The organism is Aeromonas bivalvium (assembly GCF_046078285.1).
In the GTDB taxonomy this organism is placed as follows: Bacteria; Pseudomonadota; Gammaproteobacteria; order Enterobacterales; family Aeromonadaceae; genus Aeromonas; species Aeromonas bivalvium.
Window position 1 is genome coordinate 58,648 of the sequence record NZ_JBGXBV010000003.1, and the last position, 13,077, is coordinate 71,724.

Annotated in this window: 13 protein-coding genes; all 13 read left to right on the top strand. The window is 62.9% G+C overall.

What is annotated here, in order from left to right:
• The first annotated feature begins 3 nt into the window (after nt 1–3).
• The 13 genes from ACEUCR_RS09690 to ACEUCR_RS09750 all read left to right on the top strand — a co-directional run bounded on the left by ACEUCR_RS09690 (nt 4) and on the right by ACEUCR_RS09750 (nt 13,069).
• Nucleotides 4–1,227 (top strand): type II secretion system F family protein, encoded by a 1,224-nt coding sequence (locus ACEUCR_RS09690; RefSeq protein WP_408789765.1) that lies wholly within the window; start codon nt 4–6, stop codon nt 1,225–1,227.
• Between the two features lie 213 nt (nt 1,228–1,440).
• Nucleotides 1,441–1,914, top strand: coding sequence for a hypothetical protein (locus ACEUCR_RS09695; RefSeq protein ID WP_408789767.1), 474 nt, complete (start codon nt 1,441–1,443; stop codon nt 1,912–1,914).
• A gap of 76 nt (nt 1,915–1,990) precedes the next feature.
• Nucleotides 1,991–2,659 (top strand): type II secretion system protein, encoded by a 669-nt coding sequence (locus ACEUCR_RS09700; RefSeq protein ID WP_408789769.1) that lies wholly within the window; start codon nt 1,991–1,993, stop codon nt 2,657–2,659.
• 18 nt (nt 2,660–2,677) lie between these two features.
• Entirely contained in the window at nt 2,678–3,112 is a 435-nt protein-coding gene (locus ACEUCR_RS09705) for a prepilin-type N-terminal cleavage/methylation domain-containing protein (protein WP_408789772.1), read from the top strand.
• Between the two features lie 52 nt (nt 3,113–3,164).
• The gene (locus ACEUCR_RS09710) at nt 3,165–3,635 is read left to right on the top strand and encodes a pilus assembly FimT family protein (RefSeq protein ID WP_408789775.1); all 471 of its coding nucleotides are present in this window, start codon (nt 3,165–3,167) and stop codon (nt 3,633–3,635) included.
• On the top strand, nt 3,622–4,245 hold the full coding sequence (locus ACEUCR_RS09715) for a type IV pilus modification PilV family protein (RefSeq protein ID WP_408789778.1): 624 nt from the start codon (nt 3,622–3,624) through the stop codon (nt 4,243–4,245). Before ACEUCR_RS09710 ends, ACEUCR_RS09715 begins: the two co-directional genes overlap by 14 nt.
• Complete coding sequence (locus ACEUCR_RS09720; RefSeq protein ID WP_408789781.1) at nt 4,245–5,021, top strand: PilW family protein; 777 nt, start codon at nt 4,245–4,247, stop codon at nt 5,019–5,021. The genes ACEUCR_RS09715 and ACEUCR_RS09720 overlap by 1 nt, the downstream gene beginning before the upstream one ends.
• Entirely contained in the window at nt 5,011–5,481 is a 471-nt protein-coding gene (locus ACEUCR_RS09725; RefSeq protein WP_408789784.1) for an MSHA biogenesis protein MshP, read from the top strand. Before ACEUCR_RS09720 ends, ACEUCR_RS09725 begins: the two co-directional genes overlap by 11 nt.
• Before the next feature lie 25 nt (nt 5,482–5,506).
• On the top strand, nt 5,507–9,817 hold the full coding sequence (locus tag ACEUCR_RS09730; RefSeq protein ID WP_408789787.1) for a DUF6701 domain-containing protein: 4,311 nt from the start codon (nt 5,507–5,509) through the stop codon (nt 9,815–9,817).
• A gap of 204 nt (nt 9,818–10,021) precedes the next feature.
• Nucleotides 10,022–11,062, top strand: coding sequence for a rod shape-determining protein (locus ACEUCR_RS09735; RefSeq protein ID WP_005308111.1), 1,041 nt, complete (start codon nt 10,022–10,024; stop codon nt 11,060–11,062).
• 41 nt (nt 11,063–11,103) lie between these two features.
• Nucleotides 11,104–11,994: a rod shape-determining protein MreC gene (gene mreC, locus ACEUCR_RS09740; protein ID WP_042001171.1), complete on the top strand. Its 891-nt coding sequence runs from the start codon at nt 11,104–11,106 to the stop codon at nt 11,992–11,994.
• The gene (gene mreD, locus ACEUCR_RS09745; protein WP_392441687.1) at nt 11,994–12,479 is read left to right on the top strand and encodes a rod shape-determining protein MreD; all 486 of its coding nucleotides are present in this window, start codon (nt 11,994–11,996) and stop codon (nt 12,477–12,479) included. Before mreC ends, mreD begins: the two co-directional genes overlap by 1 nt.
• 2 nt (nt 12,480–12,481) lie before the next feature.
• Complete coding sequence (locus ACEUCR_RS09750; protein ID WP_042001165.1) at nt 12,482–13,069, top strand: Maf family protein; 588 nt, start codon at nt 12,482–12,484, stop codon at nt 13,067–13,069.
• The last annotated feature ends 8 nt before the right edge of the window (nt 13,070–13,077 follow it).

The window sequence follows — 13,077 nt, forward strand, 5'->3', positions numbered from 1 at the left end:
GCCATGGCCAATTTCGCATACAAGGGACGCGACAAGCTCGGCAAGGCGGTCAGCGGCGTGCTGGAGGCGGCGAGCGAACTGGCTGCCGCCGACAGCCTGATGCGCCGTGGCATCATGCCCACCGAGCTGAGGGAGCGCCGCAGCGGCGGGGGGGAGATCAACTTGTCCCGCCTGTTCGAGGCCAGGGTGCCGCTGGAGGAACTGGTGGTGTTCAGCCGCCAGATGTATGCCCTGACCCGGGCCGGCGTGCCCATACTGCGCGCCATCGCCGGGCTGGAGGAGAGCGCCCACAGCAAGCCCCTCAAGCGGGCCTTGCACCAGCTGGGGGAGGATCTGGGCAATGGTCGGCCGCTGTCGAGTGCCATGCAGAGCCACCCCAAGGTGTTCAGCAGCCTGTTCGTCGCCATCATCCATGTGGGGGAGAACACGGGTCAGCTGGAGGAGGCCTTCCTGCAGCTGGCCAACTACTTCGATCTGGAGCTGGAAACCCGCAAGCGGATCAAGGCCGCCATGCGCTACCCCAGCTTCGTGATGGTCGCCATCGGCATTGCCATGGTGATCCTCAACATCATGGTGATCCCCGTCTTCGCCAACATGTTCGCCAAGTTCGGCGTGGAACTGCCCCTGGCCACCCGGATCCTGCTGGCCACCTCCCACTTCTTCGTTCACTACTGGTGGTTGCTGCTGGCCGGGCTGCTGGGGGGCGTGCTGGGCTGGCGCTACTGGGTGCGCACCCCGGGCGGCCAGCTGTGCTGGCACAGATGGCAGCTGGGGCTGCCCATCGTCGGCTCCATCATCAATCGCTCCCTGCTGGCCCGCTTCGCCCGCAGCTTCTCCATGATGCTCAGGGCTGGGGTCCCCCTCAATCAGGCACTGACACTGGTGGCCGATGCGGTGGACAATGCCTTCATGGCGGAGCGGATCCGCGAGATGCGTGGCGGCATCGAGCGCGGCGAGAGCCTGCAGCGCACCGCCGGTGCCAGCACCCTCTTTACCCCCCTGGTGATGCAGATGATCGCGGTGGGGGAAGAGACGGGCCAGGTGGACGAGTTGCTGCACGAGGCGGCCCAGTATTACGAGCGGGAGGTGGATTACGACCTCAAGAGCCTCACCGCCCGCATCGAACCCATCCTGATCGGCATAGTGGCGATCATGGTGCTGGTGCTGGCACTGGGCATCTTCACCCCCATGTGGGACATGATGAGCGCGGTAAGGGGTGGCCGGTGAGCCACGATATTCATCCTCTTGCCATGGGGCGGGACAGGATGAGCGCGCTGCGGGGTGGCCGGTGAGCCACGACAGGGCAGAGCCTCTTCACCCTCTTGCCATGGCGGGACATGATGAGTGCGCTGCGGGGTGGCCGGCGAGCCACGACAGGGCAGAGCCTCTTCACCCTCTTGCCATGGGGCGGGACAGGATGAGCACGCTGCGGGGGGGCCGGTGAGCCGCCAAGGGGAGCAGGATGTCCGCTGGCTGGCGGGTTACCGCCTGGTGGTCGCCATCCTGGTGTTGCTGGTGATCCTGGCCACCCTGGGGACTGGCTATCACACCCAGCGCGAGCAGGCCATCGGCACCAAGCTGACCCTGCTGGGACAGCAGTTTGCCGAGCGGGTGCAGCGCCTCCATGGCCTCTGGCTCGACGAGCGCAGGCCGCCCCTGCTCCATGCCCAGGGGCTGGGCTGGCAGTTTGACGAGCGGGGCTGGCCCCTGGGGATGGCGCCGCTGACCACGCCATCTGCCGACTGCCGCAACCTGTGGCAGGGCATCATGGGGGAGGTAGCGCCAGGGGGGCTGGCGTTGCAGTTTCGCGCTCGCCTGGATGGTTGCCTCATCGGGCTTGAGGGCCACTGGCTGCACTATCGCTTCGGCGATGGGACCCTGGTGCCCTGGCGTGATGGGTCGGCCGAGCGGTGAGCGACGCGGGATCGGGCCCGGGTCACATGCTTTTTTTATATCTACATGAAATAATACCGCTTCTTATGGAGGAGCCATGACACATCACATGCCCAGAGAGTCCACCACAGGCCGGAGCCTGCCCCGCGGGGCTGCGGGTTTCTCGCTGATCGAGCTGGTGATCGTCATCGTCATCCTGGGGATACTGGCGGCGACCGCCTTGCCGCGCTTTCTCGATGTCACCGACGAGGCGAAGAAGGCGAGCGTGGAAGGGGTTTCAGGTGGCTATGCCACTGCGGTCTCCCTAGTGCGAGCCCAGTGGGAGGCCGAGGGGCGAGCCAAGCAGGATGGGCGCAATACCGTGCTCTACGACGGTACCCGCTTCTACCTGACCACCCCCACGGATAGCCAGGTAGCCAATGGCGAACTCTCTCCCGGCTACCCCATGGAGACGGGGAGCGGGGCGACCGACGTCGACCCGGCCAATCTGACGGCCCAGCGCTGTCTGCGAATTTGGGATGGGTTGCTGCAAAATCCCCCCAAGGCTACCGCCAGCTTCGATGAGGTGCGCGGTAGTGGTAATGACCTGAAATACTATGCCACCGTATCCAGTAACGGCCTCGACTCCGTCTGTCGCTACTACCTGGTCAATAGTCTGAGTAAGGGTAGTGATGGACAGTACCAGAACCCGCAGGGGAGCACGGACGCGTTCATGAGTTTCAGCTACCGGCCGGCCTCCGGTCAGGTAACCACCAATATCAATTGATAAATCGAGGAAAATGTAATGAAAAAGCAGGCGGGTTTTACCCTGATCGAACTGGTGATCGTGATCATCATCCTGGGCATTCTGGCGGTCACCGCCGCGCCCAAGTTCCTGAATCTGCAGGATGATGCCAAGGAAGCCGCGGCCCAAGGGGTACAGGCCGCAGTGAGCAGCTCGGCTCAGCTGGTCTACAGCAAGGCGGCACTGGAAGGCATCGAGCGCGAGGCTTCCGGCTCGATCGACAGCAGCGACGGCACCAGCATCGATGTCGTATACGGCTACCCGGCCGCAACCGATGCAGGCATCAAGAATGCCGTCACCATTGACGGTTCCTGGAGTGGTCAAGTGTCCGGCAGCGCTTACGTCTTCTCGACCAGCAGCTCCAAGTGCACCGTGAACTACACCGAAGCATCAGAAACATCCGCCGCGTCCACCACCCTGGCGGGCTGTAACTGATAGCGTCAGGCGAGGCCAAAAGCCTCGCCTTTCTTTTCTACGAGAGAGAGCAATGCGCAGAGGTTTCACCCTGATTGAACTGGTCATCGTGATCCTGCTGCTCGGGATTCTGGCCGCCTTTGCCGTGCCCAAATGGCTGGGCAAAGGCGGCTTTGAAATCCATACCGTGAGCGATGAGCTGGTGGCGCGGCTGCGGCTGGTGCAGACCATCAACATGAACGAAGGCGCAGAACGCTGCACCCAGTTGGTGCTGGAGGCGAACCGCTTCGCTCACCTCACCCAGGTGGGCATCTGCAGTGCCAGCCCGATCGACAACTGGACTACCAATCAGCGAGAGCGGGGCCGCCTGGTGCAGGCTTCCGGCACTATTGTCCTCTCACCCGAGACATCACTCAGTTTCGATAAACGCAGTGGCCGTCCCTTGGGGACCTGCACCGCCGGCTGCGAGCTGACTGTGAGCGGAGGGGGGGAGTCAGTCCTGCTGCGCATCGAGGCCGAGGGGTATATCCATGCCCTCCCTTAAGCGCGCCTGCGGCTTTACCCTGATAGAGCTTGTTGTCGGCATAGTGCTGCTGTCGGTGGCGCTGACCGGCATCCTCGGCCTGCTGATCAGTCAGGCTCCCCAGTCGGTGGATCCGGTGCAGCAGGTGCGCGCCGCCCAGCTGGCCCAGCGACTGCTTGGCGAGATATTGCAAAAATCCTTCGATGAACACTCGGATCACAATGGCGGCCGCTATCGCTGCGGGGAGACGGTGAGCGGGCAGTTTTATGGTGATTGCAGCTGTCCTCGCAACACGCCCTCTTGTAACCAAAAACCACCAGAGCCAGCTATTGCAGGCTGGCAAGCAACCTTTTATGGCCCTGATGGTGAGCCAGCTCCTTATGCCTATAACGACGTGGACGATTTCGACACCGGCGGGCAGTGGCGGGATGCCAGTCTGTTTACCCAGACCGGGGCCGGTGTCAGCGACCAGGAGTATCGCCGCTATCAGGTGAAGATAGCGGTGACCCCTGACACCCTGTTCGGGAGCCCTGGCCTGGGTGCCGAGTCCATCGGCAAGCGGGTGGCGCTGACGGTGCGGCTGCCGGATGGCAGCGAAGTGGATTTCACCCTCTATCGGGGGAACTACTGATGCGCGTTGCAACGGGTTTCACCCTGGTGGAGCTGGTGATGGTGATCCTGCTGCTCGGGGTCATGGCGACGTTTTCCAGCCAGTTTATCGGCATCGGCACCCAGATTTACGGGGATGCCAGCCGCCGGGAGCAGCTGATGAGCGATGCCCGCTTCGCCATGGAGCGGCTCAATCGCGAGTTGCGGGACGCCGTGCCGGGTTCGGTACGGGTGGAAGATGATGCTGGCATGTCGGGGGATCAAGGCACTTGCCTGCGCTTCTGGCCCATCGCCACCGCCAGCCGTTATCTGGGCTCGGCGGTCAGCGCCGGGCTCACCATGGTGACGCCGCAGGTGCTGCCTGAACAGGACAGGGACCTGGCCATCGTCTATCCCCTGGCCAGCCCGGCTCTCCCCCTGGAACAGGGGTGTCTCTATGGCCAATGCGTGGCGGCCGTGACCGATGTGGGCAGCCCGGCATCGGGGGCCCTGTCGCTGACGGTGGATGGTGCCTTCACCCAGGACTCACCGGGCCGGCGCGTCTACTTTGCCAACCAGCAGGTGCTCTATTGCGTGAGAGGGGGAAGCCTCTGGCAAATGGCCAAGCCCCTCGGCGAAAGCCTGACCAGCGGCGAAACCACACAGCTGATGGCGGAGCATATCCGTCCCGCCTCCCATTATTTCTACCGGGAGCCGGCGGCCTTCAACCAGAGCGAGGTGGGCGTGCGGCTGGAATTTGAGCGCAGCGGCGAGCGGGTGCTGTTCAATCACAAGCTGGAGCTGCTCAATGTCCCCTGACTCTCCCCGCGCCATGGCGCCCCAGGGCGGCAGCGCCATCATGGTCGCCCTCTTCGTCATCGTCATCATGGCCCTGCTGGCGGCTGCCATGGGGCGTTTCCTGGTGGACAGCGGCGAGAAGAACACGGTGGAGGTACGCGGGGTGCGGGCCCTGATGGCGGCCCAGAGCGGGCTGGAAATCGCCCTCTATCAGCTGTTTCCCAATCGCAGTGGCGCCGAGTTGCCCGCCGCCTGCACCAATGTGGCTGCGTCCCGGGCATTTGACGAGCCCGGTCTGCAGGGGTGCCAGGTGGCGGTGAGCTGCAGCGAGATCCAGACCCAGCGAGATGGCGAGACCAGCATCACCTACCGGCTCACCAGCCTGGGCTCCTGTGGTACAGCAGCGCAGGGGAGCGCCAGCCCGGACTTTGCCGTCAGCCGCACCCTGGTGGCGGAAGCCTTCGATGGCGTGACGCCATGATGATGCCTGTGAGGAGTGAGAATCCATGATGCCCCGCTTTCGTCCCGCCCTGTGCCTGGCGCTGATCTGGTGCTCCGCCTCGGTCGAGGCCGCCAGTCAGTGTATGGCGGCATTCGCCTACCCGGTCCAGAGTCACGCCGCTCCCGGTGTGCTGACCATGAGCAACGAAAGCAAGATCACCAGCGCGACGGTGGGAACCAGCTATCCCTTCATTCGCAAGAACATCCAGCCTAACGCCAACTGCAATAACGGTGGCTACTGGAACGGGGGCACCTGGATCTCCAACTGCAACGTCAGCGGCGCCCTGGCAAGCCCCCTCAAGGATCTCGTGTTCATCGGCGATCCCGACGAGTTCCCGGCCAATCCCGGCGACTTCCCCAGCTTCAGTGGCCAGAACAACCTGGCCTGCACCGGCACCATCTCTCCCGCCGCCAGACAATACAGGAATGCCAACTGGAGCAGCCAGAACTGCCTGGCCACCCTGCGCTCGGGGCAAACCTACCACTTCGAGACGCTCTCCCTCTCTGGCGGGGCCGTGCTCGATCTCAATGGCGCGACCGTCTATGCCAAGACGGTGCAGGTGACGGGTTATTCGGATGGCATCAAGGGCAATGGCAACCTGCATGTCGACGATCTGACGGTCTCGGGCAACGGCAAGCTGTCCGGTGCGAGTGTCACCGTCTACGACCGGTTGGCACTCTCGACCAGCTCGATTGGCAATGTCACGGCCAGTTTTCAGCCTCACTATCTCGACCGGGCCAGCCTGAGCGGACAGAGCCAGCTGCCCATGGCGGCGGGGGACTGGGCCATCAGGGCACTGACGGTGGAGGACAACAGCGTCATGACCCTGCAGGGGCAAAGTACCCTCGGCGTCTATGCCCTCCAGATGAAGGGGCAGGGCAGGATCACGGCAGCGGGCAGTCGTAGCGATCTGACGCTCCAGCTCCACCAAAGCCTGGAAGTGAGCGACAACGGCGTCATCAATGGCTACCTGCAGGCCAATTACGTCAAGACCTTCAAGCATCAAAGCACCTCCGACATCCGCCTCTATTTTCGTGGCGGCAGCCACTGGATAGACAGGCTGGAGCTCGGCCAGAATGACAAGCTGATCTTCGATAGCGGCGAGGCCGCCCAGCTCTACCTCAAGAGCGACTTCACCCTGAGCGACCAGATGGAGGTCAATGCCGGGGGCAGGGCCAACGATCTGCTGTTCTATCATTTTGGCAGGATGACCATGCGCGACAACGCCAGGCTCAACGCCATCCTCTATGTCAATGCGGACGATCTGGCCATGAGTGGTCAGGCCGTGCTGACGGGAGCCGTGTCGGCGGTCAATGTCACCATGACGAACAACAGCAGGGTGATCCACGAGCCCTTCACCGGAGACTGGCCCGGCATCTGTGAAGAGGATCTGACCTGTTTCAGCGACGACTTCTCCGCCAGCACCCTGGGCAGCAGCTGGGTGGTGGCCCAGCGCAATGGCAGTACACTGCCCTCCTTGCAGAATGGCCGCCTGCGGTTGACCCAGAACACGACCAATCAGGCAACCTCCGCGACCTTCCAGCGCCTCTTCCCCGGGGCCAATAATCTGGTGACCATAGAGTTCGATCAGTATGCCTACAAGACCTCAGGCTCGAGCGGGGCAGACGGCATGGCGGTGGTGCTCTCCGATGCGACGGTCACGCCCCAGCCCGGCGCCTTCGGCGGGCCGCTGGGCTATGGCTTCAAGGCGGGGATCAGCGGCTTTGCCGGGGGCTGGATGGGGGTCGGTCTCGATGAGTACGGCAACTATGCCAACGAAGGGGGATCTTATAATCCCGGGCCTCGCCCTCAGGCGGTATCCATTCGTGGTTCAGGTACCAGTTCGGGTACCTCGGGGTATCGTTATCTGGCGGGGACGGCGAGCAATCTGAATCCTGCGGTCGATAGCGGAACCAATGGCAATCGCCCTCATCGCTACCGCATCACGATCGATTCGCGCACTGCCGGCAGCTCACTCGCCTCGGTCGAACGGAACACGGGCTCTGGCTACAGCACGCTGGTGGGCCCGGTCAATATGATGAACCAGACGGGGCAGGCGGCAGTCCCTGCCAATTTCCTGCTGTCGCTGACCGGTTCCACCGGTTCGGTGACCAACTACCATGAACTCGACAACGTCCGGATCTGCGCCCTCAAGTCCAGTCCGGTGGGGACCCAGATAGATCACTTCGAGTTCGACCATGGCGGCCAGCCCCTGACCTGCAACCCGGAAACCCTCACCATACGGGCCTGCGCCAACGCCAGTTGCAGCCAGTTGTTCACCGATCCCGTGAGCGCCACACTGATACCGGCAAAGAGCGGCAGCAACGGCTGGGTCGCCGGCAGCCAGGTGAGCTACAGCGGCAACAGTGCCACAGTGAGCTTCAGCGGTGGCAGTACCAGCTTGCAGCTGCGGCAAAACCTATCAGGGGCCGTGACCGTGGGGGTGAGCGGCTCGACGCCGTCCACCAAGCCGCTTAGCGAGACGCTTTGCCGGGCGGGCAGCGGTGCCCTGAGTCCTGCCGCCTGCACCCTGAACTTTGCCGACAGCGGCTTTATTTTTGATGTGTTGGATACCTATGCCAACAAGCCCCAGCAGGTGGTGATGAAGGCGGTCAAGAAAGACGATGCCAGCCAGCAGTGCGTGCCCGGCTTTGCCGATGTGAGCAAGCCGGTCAGCTTCTGGAGCAGCTATGTCAGCCCGACGGGCAACCCCTCTGGCAGCAAGGTGACGGTCAATGACAGTGCCATCGGCACCTCGCAAGCTGCGGCCACCACCAGCAACCTGAGCTTCGATGCCAAGGGTGAGACCACTCTTACCGTGAATTACCCGGATGCGGGCCAGATGCGGCTCAATGCCCGCCACGATGGCAGCGGCGACACGGCAAGTCTGGTGATGACGGGCTCGGATCTGTTCGTCAGTCGCCCGGTCGGGCTCTGCATCACGCCTGCCCAGGGGACCTGCGCGGCAGGGGATGCCAGCTGCCCCGTGTTCAAGAAGACCGGCGAGTCCTTCCAGCTGAATATCAAAGGGGTGGCCTGGCAAGCGGACGATGACACGGACCTGTGCAACGGCAATCTGGCGACTCCCAACTTCGCTCTGGCCAATATCGCGCTGGGTAGCGAGCTGGTGGCACCCAAGCCCGGTGTCGAGGCGGTGGTCGGCACGTCCAGTTACGACCACTCCAACCAGAAGGGCGGCGACAACCTCAATTCCGTCGGCCAGTCGGTGGACGAGGTCGGGGTGTTCCGGATGACGGCGACGCCGCCGGCGGCAGGTTATTTCAACTACACCATACCCCCCGCGACCAGCGTGCCTGTGGGGCGTTTCGTGCCCTGGGACTTCAGCATGACGAGCGGCACTGTCACGCCCGCCTGTGGTGATTTCAGCTATATGAGCCAGCCCTTCGGGGTCAATCTCTTGGTGCGGGCGCGCAACAAGGAGGGGAACGTCACGAAGAACTACGATGGAGCCTTTGCCAGGGGCACGCTCTCCCTGGTGGCTGAGAACAACCAGGACGGGGTGGATCGTTCCAACCGGTTGGCTCCTCTGGCAACGGACTGGAAACTTGGAGAGGCCAAGATCAATGAGCACAACCGTTTCGCCCGTTTACTCGAGCTCACCCCGGGACTGAGCGCGCCGGAAGAGCCTTTGCTGGCACTGCGAGTGGGCCTCATGGTGGCCGATGGCGAGAGCCCCGAGACCAGCTTCCTCAGCGAACGGAACATGGACCCTGCAGTCAGCGGCAACTGTCAGGTTGGGGTGAACTGCACCGCCAAGGAACTCGACATTCCGCAGGGAACGAACAACACCATGGTCATCTATTACGGCCGCCTGCTGGCCAGCACCCGCCAGGGTGCGGCCAGTGCACCGCTGGCGCTGCCGTTGCAGGTGCAGTATTTCGAAGGGGGGCAGTGGAAAATTAATCAGGCGGATGTCTGCACTCAACTGACGTTGGACCATGATGGCTTTGATCTCGCAACGAGTCTGGATCCGACGCGCACGATCAGTCTCAACAACGGTTCCTATGAGGTCACAGGCCAGGTGTCAGCCCAGTCTTTTAGTAGCACCTTGACGTTGAGCGGTCTGGCGACGGCAGGCAGCATGGCCAAGGCCAGTCAGGGAGAGATCTTGTTCCATTTTTCTGCGCCGAATGTTGCCGTTCGCATTCCCTACCGTGTCGTGCTGGAGAATCAACCCGAACAGCCGAGCTGGCTGGTGGACCCGGCCACAGAAAAACATCTGATGGGAGAAGCGATCTTTGGCATGGGGCGCGGTAATGACAGAATTATTTATCGCCGCGAAGTGATGCCCTGAAGGGCAGATGCCGGGGGGTGAGGAGAGCCTGCCCCCTTATCTCCTTGTTTCTTAGTGTTTGTCGGCCCGAGCGGGTGAGTAATGACTCGCATTTTTGTCGCGCCTGATTGATTGGCGACAGTTTGAGCGCTTGCCCATTGGGGTGGGCATTGGTAAAGTTAGCCGGTTTTCTGCACCTCCAAATTCTTAGGATTTCCCGTAGCCATGTTCAAAAAGCTCAGAGGCGTCTTTTCCAACGATCTGTCGATCGATTTGGGAACTGCCAACACCCTGATCTACGTAAAAGATCAAGGGATCGTCCTTAACGAACCCTCAGTTGTCGCCATTCGCCAAGAGCGCGGGAACGCCAAATCGGTCGCTGCCGTCGGCCATGCCGCCAAGCAGATGCTGGGTCGTACCCCGGGTAACATCTCCGCCATTCGTCCGATGAAAGACGGCGTGATCGCCGATTTCTACGTGACCGAGAAGATGCTGCAGCACTTCATCAAGCAGGTTCACGACAACAACTATTTCCGCCCCAGCCCCCGCGTGCTGGTGTGCGTACCCTGCGGCTCCACCCAGGTGGAGCGTCGCGCCATCAAGGAATCCGCCCTGGGCGCCGGTGCCCGCGAGGTCTACCTGATCGATGAACCCATGGCTGCCGCCATCGGTGCCGGCCTGCCGGTCTCCGAAGCGACCGGCTCCATGGTGGTCGATATCGGTGGTGGTACCACAGAAGTGGCCATCATCTCCCTGAACGGCGTGGTCTACTCCCAGTCCGTGCGCATCGGTGGCGACAAGTTCGACGAAGCCATCATCAGCTACGTGCGTCGCAACTACGGCAGCCTGATCGGGGAAGCCACCGCCGAGCGCATCAAGCACGAGATCGGCTCCGCCTACCCGGGAGAAGAGGTGCGCGAGATCGAAGTCCGCGGTCGCAACCTGGCCGAAGGGGTACCCCGCAGCTTCACCCTGAACTCCAACGAGATCCTGGAAGCGCTGCAAGAGCCGCTGTCCGGCATCGTCTCCGCCGTCATGGTGGCCTTGGAGCAGTCCCCGCCCGAGCTGGCATCCGACATCTCCGAGCGCGGCATGGTGCTGACCGGTGGTGGCGCCCTGCTCAAGGACATCGACCGTCTGCTGATGGAAGAGACCGGCATCCCGGTCGTCGTGGCCGAAGATCCCCTCACCTGCGTCGCCCGCGGCGGCGGCAAGGCGCTGGAGCTGATCGACATGCACGGTGGCGATCTGTTCCACTACGAATAAGACCCAAAGCCGGCCGAGCGCCGGCTCTTTTTTGACGACTCATGAAACCCATTTTTGGTAGAGGCCCTTCGCTTCAGTTACGGTTGTTTCTCGCCGTCATCATCTCGGTTGCTGCCATCGTCGCGGATTCCCGCTTCGGTGTGTTCAGTCACGTCCGCGTCTATCTGAGCTCCCTGGTCAGCCCGCTGCAATACATGGCCAATGCCCCCGGCTCCCTGCTCGACACCATGTCGACCCAGGTGCAGACCCGTGCCGATCTCATCGAGCAGACCAAGCAGCAGGAGCAGCAGCTGTTCACCCTGCGCTCGCGCCTGCTCAAGATGGATCATCTGGAACACGAGAACCAGCGCCTGCGAGAGCTGCTCGGTTCGCCCGTCCATAACGAGTCCCGCAAGATGGTGGCCGAGCTGCTGTCGGTGGATTCCGACCCCTTCAGCCATCAGGTGCTGATCAACAAGGGGGCGCTGGACGGCGTCTACAACGGCCAGCCGGTGATCAACGATCAGGGAGTGGTCGGCCAGGTGCTCCACGTGGGCTCCACCACCAGCCGGGTCCTGCTCATCACCGACTCCAGCCACGGCATCCCGGTGCGGGTGCTGCGCAACGACTTGCGCGCCATCGCCTCCGGCAGTGGCGAGCTGGACAAGCTGGAGCTGCGCAACCTGCCCCGCAACACCGACGTTCAGGTCGGCGACCTGCTGGTCACCTCGGGTCTCGGCGGCCGCTTCCCGGAAGGTTACCCGGTGGCGACCGTGACCCGCTCCGACTATGTGGAGGGCAAACCCTTCGCCCAGGTCGAAGCCAGGCCCCTGGTGGCGCTGGACCGCTTGCGCTACCTGTTGCTGCTGTGGACCGACAAGACCCCTGAGGTCCATGACGAGGCGGCGGCGAGTGCTGCGCCTGCCGCTCCGGCCGCGGGAGCGACCCCCTGATGCTGCAACCCGCGAGCGGGCGAGTCTGGATCTGGTTCTCGGTCATGCTGGCCCTGAGCCTCTCCATTATGCCGCTGCCCCATCAATTCGAGCCGTTTCGCCCGGACTGGCTCGCCATGGTGCTGATCTACTGGGCCCTGGCGCTGCCCCACAGGGCCAACGTCGGTACCGCCTGGGTGGCGGGCCTGCTGCTGGATGTGCTGCTCGGCAGCACCCTCGGCGTGCGGGCCATGGCCATGGCCATCACCACCTATCTGGCGGCCTTCCAGTTCCAGAAGATCCGCAACTTCTCCCTCTGGCAGCAGGCCTTCATCATAGGGCTGCTCTCCCTGGTGGGTAAGCTCACCATCTTCTGGGCCGAGCATCTGTTCGGTCGTGCCAGTCTCAATCTGGCCTATTTTTGGTCCACCCTCTCCACGATGTTAATATGGCCCTGGGTGTTTCTGGTGCTGCGCAAGGTGCGCCGCCGCTTCAATATCAAGTGATTATGAGCAAACACAACGAACTGCAACTCTATCTCGCCTCCGGCTCGCCCCGTCGTCGTGAGCTGCTGACCCAGCTGGGTTATCGCTTCGAGGTGCTCAGGCTGGATGTGCCGGAACAGCGTCTCGAAGGGGAGAAGCCCCAGGACTACGTCTGCCGCCTCGCCCGGGACAAGGCGATGGCCGGACTGGCCATCGCCCCGAGCGCCTTGCCGGTGCTGGGGTCCGACACCATAGTGGTGCTCGGCGATCGGGTACTCGAGAAACCCTCGGATTTACTCGACGCCAAGGATATGCTGGAGGCACTGTCGGGCCGGGTGCATCAGGTGATGACGGCGGTGGCCCTGGCCACCCCGGAGCGCTGCGACGTGCGGCTGGTCACCACCAATGTGGCATTCCGCAAGCTGGACGAGGCCGAGATCGAGGCCTACTGGCGTACCGGCGAGCCCTGTGACAAGGCCGGGGCCTATGGCATTCAAGGGATAGCGGGCAAATTTGTCAGCCGCATCGAGGGGAGCTACAGCGCCGTGGTCGGCCTGCCCCTGCTGGAGACGGATCTTCTGATCAAGGCACATCTGGAACAGGCAGGCTGAGTCTCTTC